Origin of the sequence: Micromonospora costi, from assembly GCF_003626655.1 — a bacterium.
Classification (GTDB): Bacteria; Actinomycetota; Actinomycetes; order Mycobacteriales; family Micromonosporaceae; genus Micromonospora; species Micromonospora costi.
In genome coordinates this window covers 264,524-284,304 of sequence record NZ_RBAN01000001.1, presented here as the reverse complement: position 1 = coordinate 284,304, position 19,781 = coordinate 264,524, and the positions used below count along the sequence as shown (strand labels likewise).

At 74.8% G+C, this 19,781-nt stretch carries 20 protein-coding genes; 11 read left to right on the top strand and 9 right to left on the bottom strand.

The features are described from left to right. Nucleotides 1–7: 7 nt before the first annotated feature. Entirely contained in the window at nt 8–724 is a 717-nt protein-coding gene (gene trmB / locus D7193_RS01340) for a tRNA (guanosine(46)-N7)-methyltransferase TrmB (RefSeq protein ID WP_120777555.1), read from the bottom strand. Between the two features lie 136 nt (nt 725–860). Here trmB and D7193_RS01335 point away from each other — a divergent pair, with 136 nt between their 5' ends. Together D7193_RS01335 and D7193_RS01330 are read left to right on the top strand one after the other, a co-directional pair. Next, on the top strand, nt 861–1,487 hold the full coding sequence (locus D7193_RS01335; protein WP_120777554.1) for a hypothetical protein: 627 nt from the start codon (nt 861–863) through the stop codon (nt 1,485–1,487). Nucleotides 1,488–1,495: 8 nt separating this feature from the next. Next, complete coding sequence (locus tag D7193_RS01330; protein ID WP_120777553.1) at nt 1,496–2,191, top strand: class F sortase; 696 nt, start codon at nt 1,496–1,498, stop codon at nt 2,189–2,191. 159 nt (nt 2,192–2,350) lie between these two features. Here D7193_RS01330 and D7193_RS01325 read toward each other — a convergent pair whose 3' ends face one another. The 3 genes from D7193_RS01325 to D7193_RS01315 all read right to left on the bottom strand — a co-directional run bounded on the left by D7193_RS01325 (nt 2,351) and on the right by D7193_RS01315 (nt 4,474). Then, nucleotides 2,351–2,650: an antibiotic biosynthesis monooxygenase family protein gene (locus D7193_RS01325; protein WP_120777552.1), complete on the bottom strand. Its 300-nt coding sequence runs from the start codon at nt 2,648–2,650 to the stop codon at nt 2,351–2,353. Between the two features lie 28 nt (nt 2,651–2,678). Further along, the gene (locus D7193_RS01320; RefSeq protein WP_120777551.1) at nt 2,679–3,476 is read right to left on the bottom strand and encodes an exodeoxyribonuclease III; all 798 of its coding nucleotides are present in this window, start codon (nt 3,474–3,476) and stop codon (nt 2,679–2,681) included. Between the two features lie 77 nt (nt 3,477–3,553). Continuing rightward, the gene (locus D7193_RS01315; protein ID WP_120777550.1) at nt 3,554–4,474 is read right to left on the bottom strand and encodes a proteasome assembly chaperone family protein; all 921 of its coding nucleotides are present in this window, start codon (nt 4,472–4,474) and stop codon (nt 3,554–3,556) included. Nucleotides 4,475–4,893: 419 nt separating this feature from the next. Between D7193_RS01315 and D7193_RS33625 the strand changes: the two genes are divergently transcribed. Together D7193_RS33625 and D7193_RS01310 are read left to right on the top strand one after the other, a co-directional pair. Further along, nucleotides 4,894–5,040, top strand: coding sequence for a hypothetical protein (locus D7193_RS33625; RefSeq protein ID WP_174242528.1), 147 nt, complete (start codon nt 4,894–4,896; stop codon nt 5,038–5,040). Between the two features lie 47 nt (nt 5,041–5,087). Then, nucleotides 5,088–5,870 carry an EcsC family protein gene (locus D7193_RS01310; protein WP_377456415.1) on the top strand — a complete coding sequence of 261 codons (783 nt, stop codon included), beginning with the start codon at nt 5,088–5,090 and terminating at the stop codon, nt 5,868–5,870. A gap of 76 nt (nt 5,871–5,946) precedes the next feature. Here the strand turns inward: D7193_RS01310 and D7193_RS01305 are convergent, their stop codons facing one another. Further along, entirely contained in the window at nt 5,947–6,798 is an 852-nt protein-coding gene (locus D7193_RS01305) for a GDSL-type esterase/lipase family protein (RefSeq protein WP_120777549.1), read from the bottom strand. A gap of 240 nt (nt 6,799–7,038) precedes the next feature. Here D7193_RS01305 and D7193_RS01300 point away from each other — a divergent pair, with 240 nt between their 5' ends. The 6 genes from D7193_RS01300 to D7193_RS01275 all read left to right on the top strand — a co-directional run bounded on the left by D7193_RS01300 (nt 7,039) and on the right by D7193_RS01275 (nt 12,555). Further along, nucleotides 7,039–7,908, top strand: a complete 870-nt coding sequence (locus D7193_RS01300; RefSeq protein WP_120777548.1) for an LLM class F420-dependent oxidoreductase — start codon at nt 7,039–7,041, stop codon at nt 7,906–7,908. A gap of 66 nt (nt 7,909–7,974) precedes the next feature. Then, nucleotides 7,975–8,238, top strand: coding sequence for a DUF6343 family protein (locus D7193_RS01295; protein WP_120777547.1), 264 nt, complete (start codon nt 7,975–7,977; stop codon nt 8,236–8,238). Between the two features lie 12 nt (nt 8,239–8,250). Beyond that, on the top strand, nt 8,251–9,669 hold the full coding sequence (locus D7193_RS01290; RefSeq protein ID WP_120777546.1) for an NADP-dependent succinic semialdehyde dehydrogenase: 1,419 nt from the start codon (nt 8,251–8,253) through the stop codon (nt 9,667–9,669). A gap of 51 nt (nt 9,670–9,720) precedes the next feature. Continuing rightward, nucleotides 9,721–10,686 carry a TIGR03885 family FMN-dependent LLM class oxidoreductase gene (locus D7193_RS01285; RefSeq protein WP_120777545.1) on the top strand — a complete coding sequence of 322 codons (966 nt, stop codon included), beginning with the start codon at nt 9,721–9,723 and terminating at the stop codon, nt 10,684–10,686. Nucleotides 10,687–10,723: 37 nt separating this feature from the next. Next, nucleotides 10,724–12,301: a Na+/H+ antiporter gene (locus D7193_RS01280; RefSeq protein WP_120777544.1), complete on the top strand. Its 1,578-nt coding sequence runs from the start codon at nt 10,724–10,726 to the stop codon at nt 12,299–12,301. Beyond that, nucleotides 12,298–12,555 (top strand): UBP-type zinc finger domain-containing protein, encoded by a 258-nt coding sequence (locus D7193_RS01275; protein WP_120777543.1) that lies wholly within the window; start codon nt 12,298–12,300, stop codon nt 12,553–12,555. The genes D7193_RS01280 and D7193_RS01275 overlap by 4 nt, the downstream gene beginning before the upstream one ends. A gap of 13 nt (nt 12,556–12,568) precedes the next feature. On the opposite strand, the gene D7193_RS01270 is transcribed toward D7193_RS01275, so the two are convergent. The 3 genes from D7193_RS01270 to D7193_RS01260 all read right to left on the bottom strand — a co-directional run bounded on the left by D7193_RS01270 (nt 12,569) and on the right by D7193_RS01260 (nt 16,170). Beyond that, on the bottom strand, nt 12,569–13,102 hold the full coding sequence (locus D7193_RS01270) for a GNAT family N-acetyltransferase (RefSeq protein ID WP_120777542.1): 534 nt from the start codon (nt 13,100–13,102) through the stop codon (nt 12,569–12,571). Between the two features lie 100 nt (nt 13,103–13,202). Beyond that, the gene (locus D7193_RS01265) at nt 13,203–13,466 is read right to left on the bottom strand and encodes a hypothetical protein (protein ID WP_120777541.1); all 264 of its coding nucleotides are present in this window, start codon (nt 13,464–13,466) and stop codon (nt 13,203–13,205) included. A 100-nt stretch (nt 13,467–13,566) separates the two neighbouring features. Beyond that, nucleotides 13,567–16,170, bottom strand: a complete 2,604-nt coding sequence (locus tag D7193_RS01260; protein WP_120777540.1) for a glycoside hydrolase family 9 protein — start codon at nt 16,168–16,170, stop codon at nt 13,567–13,569. Nucleotides 16,171–16,389: 219 nt separating this feature from the next. Here D7193_RS01260 and D7193_RS01255 point away from each other — a divergent pair, with 219 nt between their 5' ends. Next, nucleotides 16,390–17,115, top strand: a complete 726-nt coding sequence (locus D7193_RS01255; protein ID WP_120777539.1) for a PP2C family protein-serine/threonine phosphatase — start codon at nt 16,390–16,392, stop codon at nt 17,113–17,115. A 6-nt stretch (nt 17,116–17,121) separates the two neighbouring features. Here the strand turns inward: D7193_RS01255 and hrpB are convergent, their stop codons facing one another. Continuing rightward, on the bottom strand, nt 17,122–19,632 hold the full coding sequence (hrpB, locus tag D7193_RS01250) for an ATP-dependent helicase HrpB (RefSeq protein WP_120777538.1): 2,511 nt from the start codon (nt 19,630–19,632) through the stop codon (nt 17,122–17,124). Nucleotides 19,633–19,781: the final 149 nt, after the last annotated feature.

Sequence of the window (19,781 nt, the reverse complement as noted above, 5' to 3'; positions counted from 1 at the left end):
GGCGACGTCACCGGCGCCGGTAGACCAGGTCCGCGACCGGGCGGCCGGCGAGCAGCGCCCGGCGCTCGAACTTCGTGACCGGGCGGTGTGCCGGCCGGGGCGCGAAGCCGTCGTACGCGTTGACCAGCTCCGGGTCGGCGTCGAGCGTGTCCCGCATCGCCTCGGCGTACTCGGCCCAGTCCGTCGCGCAGTGCAGGGTGCCACCGGGCGCGAGCCGGCCGCGCAGCAGGGCCACGTGCGCCGGCTGGATCAGCCGCCGCTTGTGGTGCCGGGCCTTCGGCCACGGATCGGGGAAGAAGACGTGCACGGCGTCGAGCGACCCCGCGGGCAGCCGGCGCACCAGCGCCAGGGCGTCGCCCCGGGCCACCCGGACGTTGCGCAGGTTACGGCGGTCCACCAGGTCGAGCAGGTTGGCGATTCCGGGCGTGTGCACCTCGACCGCCAGATAATCTCGATCCGGGTCGGCGCCGGCCATCGCCGCGGTGGTCTCGCCCATGCCCGAACCGATCTCCAGCACCACCGGCGCCTCGCGACCGAACAGCCCGGCCGGGTCGACCGGAGCGCCGGGCCCGTCGGGGATCTCCAGGCCGTACGTCGGGAACAGCCGGCCCAACGCGTCGGTCTGCCGGCCGGTCATCCGGCCGCGCCGCGGGTGGAAGGTCCGGACCGTCCGGGCAGCCGGGTGCGGCGCGAGACGCGTGGGGTCGTGGTCGGTGGAGGTCACAGCTTTCCGAGCGTACGCGACCGTCGTGCCGGATCGGATGTGATGTACGACCGGGAATGAGAGGATCCATCTCGTACGGCAGACCGGGCTCCGCCGCCCGGCCCGCCCCGACGGCGTCGGGAGGAGGCATCGAGCGATGACCCGCGAAGGCTTCGTCCTGTCGGCCGTGATCGCCGGCCTGCTGCTGACCGTCGCGGCCGGGCGGGAGGCGACCACGCAGAACGGGCCGGACTACGTCGCCGCGTCGCCCGCCGGCTTCGGTCAGGAGGCGCCCACGCCCGACCCCACGGAGGTCGCCGCCCCCGATCCCGGGCGGACGGACCCGGTCGCGGCGCCCCAGCCGAGCCCGCTCGTGGACGTCTTCGTGGAGGTCAGCCCGAGCACCGTGCAGGCCGGTTTCCTGGTCGGCATCAAGGCGAGCTGCCGCGACAACTCGATCCCCGCCATCGTCGTCTCGGACGCGTTCGGCCGCGTCCAGGTGCAACCGCAGCGGGGGCTGCTCACGGCCGCGCCGATGGTGCGCGAGCGCACGCGCCCCGGCAACTACCGGGTCAAGCTGGAGTGCCGCGACGGCGAGACCGCCTCGACCATGCTCCAGGTGGTGAAGTCGGTGCAGCCCAGCCGGGGCCCGGCCACCGGCTTCGGCGGCACGGCCGGCGGCTTCCCGGGCGGGCTTCTGGTCCCCGGCGGCGTGGCGCTGACCGTCGCCGGTCTGGTCCTGGCGCTGATGGCCCTGCGTCGACCCCGTACCTCCGGGAGGTGAGCCCGCCGATGGTCACCACCGGTCCCGCCCGTCCGGCCACCACCGTCGCCGGTCCGGCCGCTACGGCCGCCGGCCGCCGGGCCCCCGGAGGGCGGAGCCCCTGGACGGTGCCGCTGGCGGTGCTCTGCGTCCTGGGCGGGGTGTTCGCGACCGGCGCGGGGCTGGGGCGCACGGTCGGGCCGTTGGACTGGGTGGCCAGCGGCGGGGAGCGGTCCGCCGGCAGCGACAGCAACGTCCTGCGCGCCAGCCGGCCGGTACGCCTCGAGGTGCCGACGATCAAGGTGTCCGCGCCCGTGGCACCGGTCGGGCAGGCGCGGGACGGCTCGATCGACGTGCCTCCGCTGGAGCGGCACAACGAGACCGGCTGGTACGACCGGGGGCCGACCCCCGGCGAGCCCGGCCCGGCGGTGATCGTCGGGCACGTGGACACGAAGGACGGCCCGTCGGTCTTCTACGACCTGCACAAGCTGAAGGCCGGTGACACCGTCGAGGTGACCCGGGCCGACGGGTCCGTGGTCGTGTTCCGGGTCGACTCGGTCGAACGGTTCCCGAAGGACCGCCTGCCCGCGGACCGGATCTACGGCCACAGGGGCCCGCCCGGGCTGCGGCTGATCACCTGCGGCGGGGACTTCGTCGGCGGCCGTACCGGCTACGAGGACAACCTGATCGCCTTCGCCTCCCTGACCACAACCCGCCAACCCTGACCCCCGCCGGCGCCGGGCCTGCCCCGGCCGGCGCCGCCGGCCGGGCGCGCCGGCCGCCCGCGCTGGTGATCATGAAGTTGTTGCCCCAGGGAGCGCTCTCCAAGGGCGATAACTTCATGATCACCGGGGGAGGCCTGGCCGGGGGCCGGGGCGGGCTGGTCAGGGGACCTGTTGGACGACCTCGAACTCCAGGAGCGTGGCGCCGGACGCGACCGGGCGCTGCTGCTGCCCGGCGTGGGCGGCGCGGGACGGGCCGGCGGCCCACGCCTGGTACGCCTCCTCGGACTCCCACTTCGTGTAGACGAAGTAGCGGTTCTCCCCGGCGACCGGCCGGAGCAGTTCGAACCCGAGGAAACCGGGCGAGTTCTCCACCGCGCCGGCCCGGGCCGCGAATCGCTTCTCCAACTCCTCGCCGGCACCGGGCGGGACGTCGATCGCGTTGATCTTCACGACTGCCATGCCACCACCCTAACCAGGGGTGGAGGGGTCAGAACGCCTCGACGGCCGGCACCAGCTCGGCGTCGACCACGATCGGCGCGTGGTCGGAGGGCCCCTTGCCCTTGCGTGCCTCCCGGTCCACGTACGCCGAGCGGACTGCCCGGGCGAACGGCGCGGACGCGTACACGAGGTCGATGCGCATGCCCTTGTTCTGGTGGAACATCCCGGCCCGGTAGTCCCAGTACGTGAACGGGTGTGGCCCCTTCATGGGGGTCGGCACCACGTCGGTGAGCCCCAGGTCGCGCAGCGCGGCCAGCGCGGCACGCTCGGCCGGGGTGACGTGCGTCGAGTGCGTGAACACCGCCGGGTCCCAGACGTCGGCGTCGGTCGGTGCCACGTTGAAGTCCCCGCAGACGGCCAGCGGCAGGCCGCCGGTCAGCTCCTGCTCCAGCGCGTCCCGCAGCGCCGCGAACCAGGCCAGCTTGTACGCGTAGTGCGGGTCGTCCGGCGTACGGCCGTTGGGCACGTACACCGACCAGACCCGCAGCCCGCCGCAGGTGGCCGAGATGGCGCGGGCCTCGGGCAGGGGGAAGCCCGGCTCGCCGGGGAACCCGACCGTCACGTCGGACAGTCCGACCCGGGACAGCAGGGCCACCCCGTTCCACCGGCCGTCGCTGTGGCTGGCCACGCTGTAGCCGAGCTCGCCCACCTCGGCCACCGGGAAGGCGCCGTCCGGGCACTTGGTCTCCTGAAGGCAGACCACGTCCGGCGCGGTGCCGGCGAGCCAGTCGAGCAGCCGGGGGAGCCGGGCCTTCACCGAGTTCACGTTCCAGGTCGCCAGGCGCATGCCTCCAGCCTGCCGCATCCGCGGCCGGCGCGCCGAGCCGGCCGCCGGGGTGTCGCGCCGCGGCGCCCCGGCGGCGGTCAGCTCCCGGGTGTGTCGTTGGGGCGGCTCTGCTCGGCCAGGAAGCGCTCCAGCTCGGCGCCGAGCTCCTCGGCGGTCGGCAGTGAGCCGACCTCCGGGGCGAGCAGATTCTTCTCGCCACGGCCGCGGGCGAAGGCGTCGTACTGCTCCTCGAGCGCCTGGACGAGCGCTGCGGCATCCTCGGTCTCGGCGACCTGCCGGTCGATCTCGACCCGGACCACCTCGGCGGCCGAGCGCAGGCCGTCGCGGGGGAGCAACAGCCCGGTGCTGCGCGACACCGAGGCCAGCAGCACCTCCGCGGCGGCCGGGTACTCGGTCTGCGCCACGTAGTGCGGGACGTGGGCCGCGAAGCCGATCGCGTCGCGTCCCTGCTCGCCGAGGCGGAACTCGAGGAGGTGGCCGACGGCCGCCGGCACCTGCACCCGCTGCAGCCACGGCTCGTAGCCGGAGATCAGCTCGCGCCGGGTGGCGTGTGCGGTCACCCCGGTGGGCCGGGTGTGCGGGACCGCCATCGGGATCGCGTTGAGCCCGACGGTCACCCGGACGTCCAGCCGGGCGGCGAGACCGGCGACCGCGGCCACGAAGCGCTCCCACTGCACGTCCGGTTCGGGGCCGGTGAGCAGCAGGAACGGGGTCTGGTCGTCGTCGCGCAGCAGGTGCAGCTCGAGCTTCGGCGCGTCGTACGACTCCCAGTGGTCCTCTACGAAGGTCATCACGGGACGCCGGGAGCGGTAGTCGAAGAGCTGGTCGAGGTCGAAGGTCGCGATGGGGCGGGACTCCAGCGAGCTGAACAGCTGCTCGCGGGCCAACCGGCTGGCGTTTCCGGCGTCGACGAAGCCGGTGAGCGCCTGGATCAGGACCGGCTGACCGAGGTCGGGCAGATCGTCGGTGAGCTCGTAGAGCTCGTGTGGGTCGAGCACCGGTGCGGACCTCCCTGGGATGTGCCTACGGACGCCGCCGCGTGCCACGGCGCCCGGTTCCGGCAACGTACCCGCCATCCTGGTGCATTCCTTCGCCGGGCGGTCCGTTCTCAGAGAGTGATCAGGATCGGGCGAATAGCGGCATTCCGCCGGGTGGGCGCGGGCATCGTGGCCGGTCGGTGGACGGTGCGGTGGGCCGTACGGCCGAGTCTAGTGATCGCCGTCGGCGCGCCTGGAGGGATGCCCCCGATCGGGCTTTTTGCGAGTTCGTCCCGGGCCCCGGCCCAGGTGTCGTCGACGCCACCGCCGGGCGGTAGTCTTCCGCCCACAGTGGACGGTTGGGGTCCGGGCGTTCCTGGGTACATCTCTTGTCGGTTCCAGGTACACATGAGTGAGGGCTCGCCGACAGGAGGACCGAGATGTCTCTGGTGCAACGGATCAACATGTTCCTGCGCTCCCCGAAGGGGCAGCAGCTCATCGCGCGCGGTCGACGTGAGCTGGCGAAGCCGGAGACCCAGCGGAAGCTGCGGGGGCTGGCGGCCAGACTGTCCAACCGCCGCCGCTGACCACCGCCGACCGCCGTGCCCGCCGCGCTGACCCACCGGGAGTACCTGTGACCGACTCCGTGCCCGCCGACGGCCAGCCGCCCGTGCCCGTACCCCCGCCCCCCGCCGCCGTTCCGGGCCCGCCGGCACCTCCGGCAGCCGTGCCCGCCGGCCTGGACGCCCCGGAGACGCCACCGGCCACGCTCTGGGACCGGATGCGGGACGACCCCCAGTACGCCCCGGAGCACCTCGCTCTCGAGGCGGTGCGCCGGCTCGGTCCCGAGGCGGCGCAGTGGGCGCAGCGCGCCCGGACTGAGCAGCCCGGCGTCACCGGTGACGCCCTCGCCGAGCAGGCGGTCCGCAGGTTCGTCAACCACGCGCGGCTGTCCGGCGCCGTCTCCGGCGCGGCCGGGCTGCCCGGCGCGGTGATCGACGTGGGTGTGCTGGCCTGGACGCAGGCCCGGATGGTGCTGCACGTCGCCGCGGCGTACGGCGTCGACCCGCTGCACACCGACCGCGCCACCGACCTGCTCGTCCTCCAGCGGGTGCACAAGGTGGCCGAGAGCGCCCGGCTGGCCCTCGGTGTGGCCGCCGGCCGCGAGCGGGCAGGGGCCCTGTTCGGCAGGAGCGGGCAGCACCAACTGGGCAAGGTGATGCTGCGCCTGGGCGTCCGCCTGGCGCAGATGGCCGGGGTGCGGGCGGCCAAGCGGGTCTTCGCGAAGGTCGTGCCCGGTGCGGCCATCATCCTCGGCACCTGGGCGAACTCCTCGGCCACCAAGGATCTCGCCGAGCGGTCCCGGGCGCTCTACCGCCAGCGCGGCGACGCCGTCCCCGCGCCTCGCCAGGGCTGACCGGCAGACGACCGGCGCCGGGCACGACGAGGCGAGGACGGGCGTACGACGAGGACGGGCGGGCGACGGGCCGGCCTCAGGTGCCGAGGCCGGAGGCGCGCCAGGCCACCTCGGCCAGCCGGTCCTGCCCGGCCGCGTTGGGGTGGAACCAGTCCAGCGCGTTGACCAGGTCCAGGGTGAACCGCACCCGGTGCACGGCTCCGCCGTCGTAGCGGCAGCGCGACCCGTACGCCCGGCACGCCGCCGCCAGTTGCGCGTTGTAGGCGGCGACGCGGTCGCGGAAGGCGGCCCGACGGGCCCGGTCGGCGGGGGCGGTCGAGGTCGGGTCGGCCAGCAGCGCCGGGCAGACGCCGCGACGCCAGGCCCGGACCGCCCGGGAGTCGGTGTGCCCGACCTCCCAGAGCCGGTACAGGTCGGGAATGCTCACCACCAGCACCCGGGCCTTCGGGCGGCCGGCGCGCAGCGCCCGCAGCCCCCGGTCGACGCCGGCCCGGAACTCGGTCACCGGTGTCATCGCCTCGACGTCGCTCCGGCAGGCGTCGTTCGCGCCCACCAGCACCGTCACGTGGTCGACCCGGTCGCGCGCCGCCGCCCGGGCCTGCTCCTCCAGCGCCGCCGCGCGGGCCCCCGGTCGCGCGTGGTTGTACGCCCGGCCCCGGATCGCCGGGTCGCGGTCGAGTAGCCGCCGGTAGAGGCTGTCCACCCGCAGGCCGTCGCCCGTCGACCAGGAGTTGCGCTGGCAGGAGGTGAGCACCAGGCAGGAGCCGAAGCCGGTGCTGATCGAGTCGCCGAGCGCCGCGATGCCACCGGACCCGCCGGGTTGCGGGGTGCCGCGGGAGGGACGCGGACCCGCCTCGCCGCCGCCCTCGCAGGCGAGGGCGACCAGCGCCAGGAGACACGCGACGGCGGTGACCCAGCGTCGAGGCATGACCTTCCCCGTCCGACAGCGTAGAGCTACAGCGCGGTCACTCTATGCGTGTACGGGGTCGAGGCGGGCGGTTGCTGTCGGCTATGCGGCATACCGCTGTCGTCGCGGACGTCGATGCGGTAACGCGGCGCGCGCCGGCCGCGATCGGGCGACGCCGGGCGGAACCTTGACGTCGAGCGCACTCGAAGGGGAAGGCTTGGTCGGGCACGTCGACGGCACGTCCCGAGGGAGGGTGCGATCGTGAAACTCGGCCTGCACTACTGGACCTTCAGCACGCCGCCGGAGCCGGAGCTGATCACCCCCACGCTGGCCCGGACCGCGCGGCTCGCCGACGAAGCGGGGTTCGCGTCCTTCACGGTCATGGACCACTACTTCCAGATGGAGGCCACGGCGCCGGCCGACGAGCCGATGCTGGAGGCGTACACCACGCTCGGCTACGTCGCCGGCCAGACGGAGCGGATGACGCTCGGCGTGCTGGTGACGGGCGTGATGTACCGGTACCCGGGTCTGCTCGCCAAGATCGTCACCACCCTGGACGTTCTCTCCGGCGGTCGCGCGCGGCTGGGCATCGGCGCCTCCTGGTACGAGCGGGAACAGCGTGGTCTGGGCGTACCCGTGGTGCCGGTGGGCGAGCGGTTCGAGCGGCTCGAGGAGACGCTGCAGATCTGCCTGCAGATGTGGAGCGCGGACAACGGCCCGTTCGAGGGCCGGCACTACCAGCTGGCCGAGACGCTCTGCGTGCCCGCGCCGCTCGGCCGGCAACGCCCGCCCATCATGGTCGGCGGCAGCGGGGAGAAGAAGACCCTCCTGCTGGTGGCCCGCTACGCGGACTCGTGCAACCTGTTCAGCGGCCCGGTGGACGAGGTGCGACACAAGCTCGACGTGCTCCGGTCGCACTGCGAGGCCGAGGGGCGCGACTACGACGGCATCGAGAAGACCCTCGTCATGCGGATGTCGCCCCTGGACGACCGGGACGCGTTCCTCGCCGCCGCCCGCGAGTACGCGGCGCTCGGGGTGACCGAGATCCAGGTGACACCGGACCGGCACCCGGTCGAGTTCGCCGGGCAGGTCGGCGATCTGGTCGTGCCGGCGCTCGCCGAGATCGGCTGACGGGCCCGCGGGTCGGCCGACGGCCGGCACGCGGTTAACCCGGCCCGTCCGGGGTAGGTCGGGGGAATGACGAGATCGCAGCCCCGGCGCGCCCGCGGCACGGTCGGGCACGCGTACAGCGCGCTGAACCTCCGGCTCGCGCTCGCCAGCTTCGGCCTGGTGATCATGGCCATCTTCGCGGTGCTGGCGTTCCTCGCCGACATTCTTTGGCTGGGAGTGGTCTGCGCGTTCTTCGCGGTGGTGGCCGTGGTCGACCTGGTCGTCATCCAACGCCGCCGCGCCGCCCGCCGCCGGGAGGAGCCGGGCGTCCAGCACTCGCTGTTCGAGTGACAGGAGGACGAGATGTCCATCGCCACCACCAACCCCGCCACCGGACAGGTGCTCAAGTCGTACGACCCGATGTCCGCCGAGCAGATCGACGCCGCCATCGGGCGGGCCGACAGCGCCTTCCGGCAGCTGCACGGCACCACGGTCGACCAGCGGGCGGGCTGGATGAACGCGGCGGCCGACCTGCTCGACGCCGACCGCGACGAGATCGCCCGGATCATGACCACCGAGATGGGCAAGACGTACGCCTCGGCGAAGGCCGAGGTGACCAAGTGCGCCAAGGCGGCCCGGTTCTACGCCGCCCACGCCGCCGAGTTCCTGGCCGACGAGCCGGCGGACGCCGCGGCGGTCAGCGCCACCCGGGCCTTCATCCGCTACCAGCCGATCGGGCCGGTGCTCGCCGTGATGCCGTGGAACTTCCCGCTCTGGCAGGTGATGCGTTTCGCCGCGCCGGCGCTGATGGCCGGCAACACCGGGCTGCTCAAGCACGCCTCGAACGTGCCGCAGACGGCGCTGCTGCTGGAGGACCTGTTCCGCCGCGCCGGCTTCCCCGAGGGCGCCTTCACCACGCTGCTGGTCGGCTCCGACGCGGTCGACCACATCCTGAGCGACCCCCGGGTGCGCGCCGCGACGCTCACCGGCAGCGAGGGCGCCGGCCGGTCGATCGCGCAGATCGCCGGCCGGGAGCTGAAGAAGACGGTGCTGGAGCTGGGCGGCAGCGACCCGTTCGTGGTGATGCCCTCGGCGGATCTGGACCGGGCCGCCGAGGTGGCCACCACCGCGCGCTGCCAGAACAACGGCCAGTCCTGCATCGCCGCCAAGCGGTTCATCGTGCACGCCGACGTCTTCGACGCCTTCGCCGAGAAGTTCGCGGCGAACATGGCCGCCCTGCGCGTCGGCGACCCCATGGACGACCAGACCGACGTCGGTCCCCTCGCCACCGACCGGGGACGCGACGAGGTGCACGCCCAGGTCCGCGACGCGATCGACAACGGCGCGACCGTGCTGGTGGGCGGGGACCTCCCGGCCGGGGACGGCTGGTGGTACCCGCCGACCGTGGTCACCGACCTCACGTCGGAGATGCGGATGTGGCGCGAGGAGGTGTTCGGGCCGGTCGCCGGCCTGTTCCGCGTCTCGTCGTACGACGAGGCGATCGAGGTGGCCAACGGCACGACCTACGGGCTCGGTTCCAACGCCTGGACGCGCGACCCGGACGAGCAGGCGCGTTTCGTCACGGACCTCGACGCCGGCAACGTGTTCATCAACGGGATGACCACCTCGTTCCCCGAGCTGCCCTTCGGTGGGGTGAAGAACTCCGGCTACGGCCGGGAGCTCTCGGCCATGGGCATGCGCGAGTTCTGCAACACCAAGACCGTCTGGATGGGCGGCGAGGGCGCCGGCTCGGTCGGTCCGGCCGGCGCGCACGCCGAATAGCGCGCCCCCGCCCGCTTTAGCCGGACACCGTCGTGGGTAGGGAACGCACCCATGACGGTGTTCGGTTTCCATGCCTCACACGAGCAGATCCACCCCCGTGCCCTCCTCGACGCGGTCGTGCACGCCGAACGGGTCGGTTTCGACGCCGCCATGTGCTCGGACCACTTCTCCCCGTGGAGCGCCCGGCAGGGCCACTCCGGGTTCGCCTGGTCGTGGCTGGGCGCCGCGCTGCAGGCGACCGGGTTGCCGTTCGGGGTGGTGAACGCGCCCGGGCAGCGGTACCACCCGGCCGTCGTGGCCCAGGCGATCGGCACGCTCGCCGCGATGTACCCGGGCCGGTTCTGGGCCGCCCTCGGCACCGGCGAGGCCAGCAACGAACACATCACGGGCGACGGCTGGCCGCGCAAGGACGTCCGGGCAGCCCGGCTGCGGGAGTGCGTCGACGTGATCCGCGCGCTGCTGGCGGGCGAGGAGGTCAGCCACGACGGCCTGGTCCGGGTGGACCGCGCCCGGCTGTGGACCCGCCCCGACACCCCGCCCGCGCTCATCGGGGCGGCGGTGAGCGTACCCACCGCGCGCTGGTGCGCCGGCTGGGCGGACGGCCTGATCACGGTCAACGCGCCGGTCGCCCACCTGCGGCGGATGATCGCCGCCTACCGGGACGCCGGTGGCCGCGGCCCGCTGCACCTCCAGGTGCACCTCAGCTGGGCGCCCGACCAGGCCGAGGCAGAGGCGGTGGCGCACGACCAGTGGCGCAGCAACGTGTTCGCCCCGCCGGTCTGCTGGGACCTGGAGACCGCCGACCACTTCGACGAGGTGTCGGCCGACGTCCCGCTGGAGCGGGTGACCCGTGTGGTGAACGTCTCGGCCGACCTGGGCCGGCACGTGGGCTGGCTGGAGGAGTACCTGGCGCTCGGCTTCGACCAGATCGCGCTGCACCACGTCGGGCGGGAGCAGCGCGCCTTCCTCGACACGTTCGGCGCCGAGGTGCTGCCCAAGCTCCGGGCCGCCCGATGATCGACCACCCGGTGGGTGTTGCCTAGGCTCGTAGCCCATGGAGGGACTCTTCGAGGTCGTCGTGTTCCTGGCGACCGCGACGCTGGGTGCCGCTCTCGCGCGCAAGCTCGGCCTGCTGGCACCCATCGTGCTCGTCGTGGTGGGGCTCGTGCTCTCCTTCGTACCCGGCTTCCCGCACGTGCGGCTCGACCCGGACCTGGTGCTGGTGGGGATCCTGCCCCCGCTGCTCTACGTGGCCGCGCTGGAGACCTCCGTGCCGGCGTTCCGGCACAACCTGCGCCCGATCCTGCTGCTCGCCGTCGGGCTGGTGCTGTTCACCGCGCTCGCGGTCGGTGTCGTGCTGTCCGCGCTGCTGCCCGGGGTGCCCTTCGCCGTGTGCCTGGCGCTGGGCGGGGTGCTCGCCCCGCCGGACGCCGTGGCCGCGACCGCGGTGGCGCGGCGCATCGGGCTGCCCCGCCGGGTGGTCACGATCCTCGAAGGGGAGAGCCTGCTCAACGACGCCACCGCGCTGGTGCTGCTCCGGGTCGCCTCGCTGGCCGCGGTCGGTTCGGCGGTCGGCGTCGCCGACGTGAGCATCGAGGTGCTGCGGTCCGCCGGCGGTGGCGTGCTGGTCGGCGCGATCGGGGCGGTGGTCTTCGGCTTCGTCCACAAGCGGATCACCGACCCCCTGCTGGACAATGCGCTCTCGCTCATCATCCCGTTCGCGGTGGTCTTCGCCGCGGAGGAGATCCACGCCTCGGGTGTGGTCGCGGTCGTGGTCACCGGGCTCGCGCTGGGCCACAAACTGCCGGTCCTCATGTCGGCCGCGTCCCGCCTCCAGGTGGGCGCGGTCTGGCGGCTGGTCCGCTTCCTGCTCGAAGGGCTCGTCTTCCTGCTCGTCGGCCTCCAGCTCCCGGACGTGCTCCAGGACCTCGACGAGCCGATCGGCCGGGTCGTGGGGGTCACCGCCGCGGTGCTCGGCACGGTCTTCCTGGCCCGCTACTTCTGGCTGTTCCCGGTCACCTACCTGACCCGGCTGGTGCCCCGCGTCCGCCGACGCGACGGGGAGCGGAAGCCCGCGAAGTACCCGCTCGTCATCGGCTGGGCCGGGATGCGCGGGGTGGTCACCCTGGCGGCCGCGCTCGCCCTGCCGCTCACGGTGGCCGGCGGGGCGGAATATCCCCGGGCGCTGTTCATCTGGCTGGCCTTCGCGACCATCGTGGTCACCCTCGTCGGCCAGGGCGCCACCCTGCCGGCGGTGGCCCGGCGACTCAAGCTGCCCCCGGACGACCCGGTGCAGGACGCGCTCTCCGCGGCCGGGGTGCAGCAGCAGGCCAGCCGGGCGGCCCGCGAACGCCTCGACGAGCTGGCCGACAGCGCCCCGGCGCCGGTGGTCGACCGCCTGCGCCGGGCGGTGGAGGACCGCACCAACCTGGCCTGGGAACGGCTGGGCGGCACCGAGCGGGAGACGCCGTCCCAGGCGTACGGGCGGCTGCGGCAGGAGATGATCGACGCCGAGCGCGAGGTGTTCCGGGTGGCCCGGGACACCGGCCGGATCCCGGAGGAGGTGCTGGTGCGGGCCTATCGTGACCTGGACCTGGAGGAATCGTTGCTGCGACGGGAGGGAGACCGGTGAGCTGCGGACACCTCACCGAGGCGGGTACGGCCGAACCCGGCACGACAGACGAGTGCCCGGACTGCGTGGCGATCGGCAACACCGACTGGGTGCACCTGCGCTCGTGCCTCACCTGCGGACACGTCGGCTGTTGCGACTCGTCCCCGTACCGGCACGCGAGCGTGCACTTCGAGCAGACCGGCCACCCCGTGATGCGCTCGATCCAGCCGGGGGAGTCCTGGCGCTGGTGCTACGTGGACGAGGAGATCGGCTGACGGGTACCGCCGGTCAGGACAGCCGGCGGGCGAGCACCTGCCCGGGCCACGGCTCCCGGCCGGGCCGCTCGACGACGAACGGCTCGGTGCGGGTGAAGCCCTGGCGTTCGTACCAGCGGACCAGGGCGCCGTCGCCGCCGGCGTAGCAGTCGACCCGGACCAGGCCCAGGCCGCGCTCACGTGCCAACTCGGCGGCGTGGGCGAGCAGGCGGCCGCCGATCGCCCGCCCGGCGTACGCCCGGTCGGTGACCAGGAGATTCACGAACAGCTCCGGCTCGGTGGCGGGGGGCACGTACGGCGTGGCCGCGCCGACGACCAGCGCGCCGACCGGCCGGTCGCCGAGCACGGCGAGCCAGAGCCCTTCGCCGCGGGCCCACGCGTCGGCCTGCGCGACCCGGCGCGGATCCGCCGAGGCCGGCTCGGTGCCCCACTGGCCGGACCGGCCCCGGGCCACCAGCCACGCGGTGGCGTCGTCGAGCAGGCGCAGGATCGCGGGCGCGTCGGCCGGCCCGCCGGGCCGCAGCGTGAGGGTTTGTGGCTCGGTCATCCCGTCATGATGCTACAGCGACAATCATCGATAGGCAGTTTCTCGTCGTGGCCACGGCCGGTACCCCCGGCGGGCCGCCGGCCGCCGCCGCGACGGACCGTCAGGGCGTGCCGCCGGACTCGCTGCCGGAGGCGGCGCCGCCCGCCACGCTGTCGTCGCCGCCGTACCCCCGGCCCCGGATGCCCTTATGGCCGCGACGCCGCTGGTCACGCCGGCTCTGCCGGATGGCCTGCCGGGCGACCCGGAGGGCGGCGTCGCGGCCGGAGGGCTCCGGCCGACGCCGCCGTCGCCGCGACAGCGCGACGGCCAGCACCACGAGGGCGACCGCGACGGCGCCTCCCGCGAAACCCAGATACGCGTCCATGTCCGTCACCGTAGGGCGGGCCCGCCAGGCGGTAGGACGACGACCGCGGGGCGAGGGCGCCGCCCCGGCGCGACGCGGGGTCGCGCCGGGGCGGCGACGGTCAGCCCGACGTACAGGCCGCGCCGTTGACGGTGACGAGGCCGGGCGGCGGGTTGGCCCCGCCACCGGTGCTCGCGGTGAAGCCGAACGTCACCGTGTCGCCGGGCTTGATGCGGGCGTTGTGCGCCTCGTTGCGCGCGGTCACGGTGGCGCCGGCCTGGCTCACCCTTGCCAGCCAGGCGGTGTCGACGCGCTGGTCGCCTGTGAAGGCGAACCGGGCCGTCCAGCCGTCGACCGTCGTCGCGCTGTTGCGGATCGTCACCTGGCTGGTGAACCCGCCCGGCCAGCTGCCGTGCAGGGTGTACGTCGCCGCGCAGGTCGGCGCGGCCACGGGCCCGGCCGCGCCCTGGTCGGCGAGGAACGAGGCGACCCACGCGAGGGCCGAGTTCCAGTTGATCGCCACCTCGTTGGTGGAGTACGAGTTGATGTCGTCGACGTAGCAGAACATCGGCGCGCAGCCGGCGAGCAGTTGCGCGGCGAACGGGTCCTGGAGGGCGGCGTTGGCCCCGCCGGCGAGGGAACCCGCGGGCGGGTGCGGCAGGCCGGGGTCGAGCTGCCGGGCGAAGATGCGGCTGTGCTGGTTCTGCGCCGCGTGCTCGCCCCAGCCGGTCACGTACGAGATGTTGAGCGCGTTGCGGCCGAGGAGGTAGTCCATCGACTGCACCGCCCCGTCGCGGTACCGCACGTCGCCGGTCAGGTCGAACGCGGTGGCCAGCACGACCGCGTTGTTGAGGAGGTTGCTGTTGCCGCCCCAGACGTAGCTGCCCGCGTCGCCGGGCAGGGGCAGCCCGTACGCCTGCCGGCCCAGTTCGGCGAGGTAGCCGTCGGCGGCGTCGGTGACCGAGGCGCGGACGCGGGCGCGTTCGGCGGCGGGCAGCGCGTTCGGCACGGTGGCCAGATCGAGTCGGCCCAGCGCGGCGACGCCCTGCCAGCCGAAGCCGCGCGGGTCGAAGACCGGCCCGGTGTGGTGCGGGGACGCGGTCAGGTCGGCCAGGTACGCGGGCGCGCCGGTGGTCAGCCACAGCTCGACGGCCGCCCAGTAGAACTCGTCGGTGACGGTCGTGTCGTCGTACGCGCCGCCGCCGGTGCTGTCCGACGGGCTCGCGTACCGGGCCGGGTTGGCCTTGGCGGCCGCGTACGCCGTCGTGGCCGCGGCACCGCAGCGGGCCGCGAACGCCGCGTCGTACGGGGCGTAGAGCCGTGCGCACTGGGCGGCCACGGCGGCCAGGTTGAGGGTGGCGGCGGTGGACGGTGGGTGCAGCTCGCGCGGTTGCGGGTCGTCCTGCGGCGCGAGCGGCAGCCCGGTCCAGTTCCGGTCGTGGATCTTGTGGTGGGCCATGCCGGCGAGGGGTTGGCCGGCCGGCACCTGCATGCGCAGCAGGAACTCCAGCTCCCAGCGGGCCTCGTCGAGGATGTCGGGCACGCCGTTGCCGCGTTCGGGCACCCGCAGGGTGCCGTCGGCCAGTCCGGCGCCGCCGGCCGCGGTCGCCGCCGTCCGGGTCCGCTCGAAGGCGTTCAGCAGCTGGTACGTGGCGATGCCGCCGTTGACCACGTACTTGCCGTGGTCGCCGGCGTCGTACCAGCCGCCGCGCACGTCGAGCCGGTGGTCGCAGACGCCCGGCTGGCAGGGCACGTCGGTGTCGCCCTGGTTGGGCGCGACGCCGAGGTGACCGGCCGGGCGGGCGTACTCGGGGCCGAGCAGCGCGCCGTCGATGGCGATGCCGCTGCGCTGGGCGTAGAAGAACTGGAGGGAGTCGGCGCGCAGCCGTTCGTAGAGCGTGCCGGAGATGTCGAACGGGTGGCTCGTCTCGCCGTCGGCGACGATTCGCAGCCCGGTGCCGGCCGTACGGTACGCGGAGAAGTCGACGGTGTGGACGTTCTGGCCGGACGCCGGGTCGACGCCGCGCGGGGTGGTGGTGCCGTCGGCCAGCACCGCGCCGGCCGCGGAGCGCAGCTGCCAGCCGACCGGCTCGGTCGCCGTCGTGACCACTGTCGCGTTCTTCGGCCCGCCGGGCAGGTAGCCGACCTGGTTCACCCGTACGCGCGGGCCGGTGTCCGGCTCGTACGGCTCGGGCGGCTCGCCGCCGCGCAGCGAGACGTCGTCCAGGCAGACGGTCTGCGCGGTGTCGCTCCCGCCGACCTGGACGATCAGCTGCGCGGACGGGTTGCTCTCCGGCGCCGTGAACGTCCGCTCGACACGTTGGGCGGTGGCGCCCGCGGTGACGGTGACGCTCGCGTACCCGGTGTAGGGCGGGGCGCCGAGCTGCAGCACCGCCGTGACCGGCGTGCCGGGCGTGGCGGAGACGTCGAAGCCGAGTCGGTACTCGGCGCCGGCGACCAGCGGGACGCCGTCCTGGCCGATGCCCGCGTCCCACGGGTTGGCGAGGCCGCCCGGCACGTCCGCGCAGAGCCGGCCGTCGGTGACCCCGAGGGCGCCGGTGCCGTAGGAGAACCAGGGTGCGACACCGGCGCTGAAGTCGCCGTTGTCGATCTGTTCGGGTGCGTCCGGTGGTGGGTCGGCGTGGGCGGGGCCGGCGCCGGAACCGGCGAGGGCGAGGGCGGTCACCGCGGCGAGCAGCGTGCGGCGGCGTAGGGATGGCGTCACGGGCGGTCCTTCCGGGACGGTGGCGGTCCGGTGGCGGTGGGGGTTGAGCTGGGAGCGCTCCCAGCTCGTCGGTCTGATGTTTCCAGTGGTCGCCGGCCCTGTCAATCGATCCCTCTTGATGGTTCGGCACCCCGTCGCGCAGTGAGATTCGCCGCGCCACGCGGCGCCGGCGTGATCTCCTAGAGACAACTGCGCCCTTCGCCTGGCAGGCTGCCTCCCATGACCCTGAAGCTGCGTTCCGTGGGAACGAGCGACCGTGGGCTGATCCGTAGCGGGAACCAGGACGCCCTGCACGCGGGGACGTGGCTGGTCGCCGTGGCCGACGGCATGGGCGGCATGGCGGCCGGCGACCTGGCCAGCTCGATCACCATCGACGCCTTCGCGCCGCTGGACGTGGAGACGCCCGAGGACGCTCTCGTGGCCGCGCTGCAGAGCGGCATCGAGCAGGCCACCGTCCGGATCCGCCAGGCGGTCACCGAGGACCCGGAGCGGCAGGGCATGGGCACCACGCTGACCGCCCTGCTCTTCGCCCGGACCGGCAGTTGCCTGGCGCTCGCCCACATCGGCGACTCCCGCGCCTACCTCTACCGCGAGGGCGTGCTCAAGCAGATCACCCGGGACGACACCTTCGTGCAGATGCTCGTCGACCAGGGCCTCATCACCCCAGACCAGGCCAGCAGCCACCCGCGACGGGCAGTCGTGACCCAGGCCCTCCAGGGCGACGAGGTCTCCCCGACGTACGCGACGATGGTGCCCTGGGCGGGGGACCGCTGGCTGCTGTGCAGCGACGGCCTGTCCAACGTGGTCCGCCCGGACACGCTGGCCGAGGTGCTGGCCGGCCACCCCGACCGGGCCGAGTGCGCCCGCAAGCTCATCGACCTGGCCCTGCGGGCGGGCGGCCCGGACAACGTGACCGTGGTCGTGGCCGACGTCGTCGAGGAGTGACGGGGGTCAGCGCCGCCGCGGCGTGGCGTGCCGGGTGGGCGTGGCCGTGGTCGGGTCCTCCGGCCAGGGATGGCGCGGATAGCGACCGCGCAGCTCCGCCCGGACCTGCGGGTAGCCCGTCCGCCAGAAGGAGTCCAGGTCGGCCGTGACCGCGACCGGGCGGCCCGCCGGTGAGAGCAGGTGCAGCAGCACGGGCACCCGTCCGCCCGCAAGCCGGGGCGTCTCCCGCCACCCGAAGGTCTCCTGCAGTTTGACCGGCAGCACCGGCGACGCCGGGTCGGCGTAGTCGATCCGGACCCGCGAGCCGCTGGGCACGGTGAGCCGCTCGGGTGCCAACTCGTCGAGCCGGGCCGCCTGGGCCCACGGCAGCAGCCGGCGCAGCGCGGCGGCCACGTCCACCCGCGCCAGGTCGGCGCGGCGCCGCGCGGTGGCCAGCTCCGGCCCGAGCCAGACCGGCGCCGCCGCGAGCAGTGCCTCGTCGCCGACGTCCGGCCACGCGCCGCCGAGGGCAGACCGGCAGAAGGCCAGCCGTTCCCGCAGGGCACGCGCGGCCGGGGTCCACTCCAGCATCCCCAGGCCGGTACGGCGCAGCCCGGTGAGCAGCGCCTCGCCGACCTCCGCCGGGTCGGGGTGGGCCAGCGGCCGGTCGACCAGCTCCACGGCGCCGAGGCGTACGACCTCCCGCGCCACCACGTCGCTGCCCGACCAGCCGACCTCCCGTTCGGTGCGCAGCAGCGGCCCGGCGACCTCCCGCGCGGTGGCCTCGTCGATCGCGGCGGCGAGCCGGACCCGCGCGGTCGGCGCGCCGGGGGAGCGGTCCGCGACGGCCACCGCGAGCCACTCGACGCCGGCCAGCGGCGAGCCGGACCTCAGCTCCGCGGCTGTGCCGCCGCTCATCAGGTACGACGTGCCGCCCGGGCGTCGCACCCGGGCGAGCCGCTCCGGGTGCGCGAGACCGACCAGCAACCCGGCGGCGAGGTCGTCGGGCAGTCGGCCGGCGCCCGTCCCCGTGCCGGCGGGCACCAGCGCGCGCAGCCGGCGTACCTCGGCCCGCCAGCGGGCGGTGGCGGGCGCGTCGCCGCCCCCGCGCAGCCTCCGCCAGGCGGCGGTGAGGTCGTCGCCCGGGCCCGCGACGGTGTCCTCGGCCAGCAGGGCGACCACCTCGGCCGCCCGGTCGACGCCGACGCGCGGCGCGCCGTCGAGCAGTGCCCGGGCCAGCCGTGGGTGGGCGCCCACCGCGGCGATCAGCCGGCCGCGTTCCGTGATCCGGCCGGCCGCGTCGACCGCGCCCAGGGTGGCCAGCGTGTCCCGGGCGACCCCCATCGCGGCGCCCGGCGGCGCGTCCGGCAGCGCGAGCCCGGTGCCGTCCGGCCGACCCCAGGCCGCCAGGTCCAGGGCGAAGCCGGTCAGGTCGGCCGTGGCGATCTCCGGCTCGGGCTGTGCGGGCAGCCGCTCGTGGGTGGCCGGAGACCAGCAGCGGTAGACGTGCCCGGGGGCCTCGCGCCCGGCACGACCGGCCCGCTGGGTCGCGGACGCCCGCGACACCGGCACCGTGACCAGGGCGCCGAGGCCGCGGGCCAGGTCGAGCCGCGCCACCCGGCTGAGGCCCGCGTCGACCACCACCCGCACCCCCGGCACCGTGAGGCTGCTCTCGGCCACGGCGGTGGCCAGCACCACGCGGCGTCGTCCGGCCGGGCGCAGCGCGGCGTCCTGCTCGGCGGCCCGCTGGCGCCCGTGCAGGGTGAGCAGCGCGACGTCCCCCAGACCGCCGAGCCGCCCGGCCACGGCCGCGATCTCGCCGGCGCCGGGCAGGAAGACGAGCACGTCACCGTCGCGTTCGGCCAGCGCGCGGCGGACGGTGGCGGCGACGTGGTCGAGCAGGGCCCGGTCCACCGGGCCGGCACCCGGCGGGGCCACCGGCCGGGGCGGCGGCGCCCAGATCCGGGTCACCGGGTGCAGCGCCGACTCGGCCCGGACGATCGGGGCCGGCGTGTCCGCGCCCCCGAGCAGCGCGGCGAACCGGTCGGCCTCCGGGGTGGCCGACATCGCCAGCAGCCACAGGTCCGGCCGGATCGCGGCGCGGGCCTCCACCGCGAAGGCGAGCGCGAGGTCGGCGTCGAGGTGGCGCTCGTGGCACTCGTCGAGCAGCACCGCGCCGGTGCCGGGCAGGTCAGGATCGTGCAGTAGGCGGCGGACCAGCAGCCCGGTGGTGACCACCTCCACCCGCGTGCCCGGGCCGACCCGGCGATCGCCGCGGACCGCGTACCCGACCCGGTCACCGACCCGCTCGCCCAGCAGCTCCGCCATCCGCCGTGCCGCCGCCCGGGCTGCCACCCGCCGGGGCTGGGCGACCACCACGCGACCCTCGACCTGCTCGGCGACCGCCAGCGGCGCGAGGGTCGTCTTCCCGGTGCCGGGTGGCGCCACGAGGACGCCGGCGCCCGAGGCGCGCAGCGCCGCGAGCACCGCGGGGAGCACCGCGCGCACCGGCAGGTCCACGCGTACGTCGGAGAGCACGGCCCAGTCTCGCACCGGTTGCCGGCGGTGGGCCGCGGGCGTACCAGCCGGGTCACGTGCGTCTCGCGGTGTCCGGGCGTGGCGGATACCGGGAGCCGGGATCCGTCCGCCACCGGAAACGCGCAGCGCCCGGCCGCGGGGGAGCGCGG

Coding starts and splice junctions, on each gene's coding strand:
- D7193_RS01290 (WP_120777546.1), top strand. CDS start 8,251: ATGTCCATCGCCACCACCAACCCCGCCACCGGACAGGTGCTCAAGTCG.
- D7193_RS01285 (WP_120777545.1), top strand. CDS start 9,721: ATGACGGTGTTCGGTTTCCATGCCTCACACGAGCAGATCCACCCCCGT.
- D7193_RS01295 (WP_120777547.1), top strand. CDS start 7,975: ATGACGAGATCGCAGCCCCGGCGCGCCCGCGGCACGGTCGGGCACGCG.
- D7193_RS01280 (WP_120777544.1), top strand. CDS start 10,724: ATGGAGGGACTCTTCGAGGTCGTCGTGTTCCTGGCGACCGCGACGCTG.
- D7193_RS01255 (WP_120777539.1), top strand. CDS start 16,390: ATGACCCTGAAGCTGCGTTCCGTGGGAACGAGCGACCGTGGGCTGATC.
- D7193_RS33625 (WP_174242528.1), top strand. CDS start 4,894: ATGTCTCTGGTGCAACGGATCAACATGTTCCTGCGCTCCCCGAAGGGG.
- D7193_RS01270 (WP_120777542.1), bottom strand. CDS start 13,102: ATGACCGAGCCACAAACCCTCACGCTGCGGCCCGGCGGGCCGGCCGAC.
- D7193_RS01330 (WP_120777553.1), top strand. CDS start 1,496: ATGGTCACCACCGGTCCCGCCCGTCCGGCCACCACCGTCGCCGGTCCG.
- D7193_RS01325 (WP_120777552.1), bottom strand. CDS start 2,650: ATGGCAGTCGTGAAGATCAACGCGATCGACGTCCCGCCCGGTGCCGGC.
- D7193_RS01305 (WP_120777549.1), bottom strand. CDS start 6,798: ATGCCTCGACGCTGGGTCACCGCCGTCGCGTGTCTCCTGGCGCTGGTC.
- D7193_RS01335 (WP_120777554.1), top strand. CDS start 861: ATGACCCGCGAAGGCTTCGTCCTGTCGGCCGTGATCGCCGGCCTGCTG.
- D7193_RS01265 (WP_120777541.1), bottom strand. CDS start 13,466: ATGGACGCGTATCTGGGTTTCGCGGGAGGCGCCGTCGCGGTCGCCCTC.
- D7193_RS01320 (WP_120777551.1), bottom strand. CDS start 3,476: ATGCGCCTGGCGACCTGGAACGTGAACTCGGTGAAGGCCCGGCTCCCC.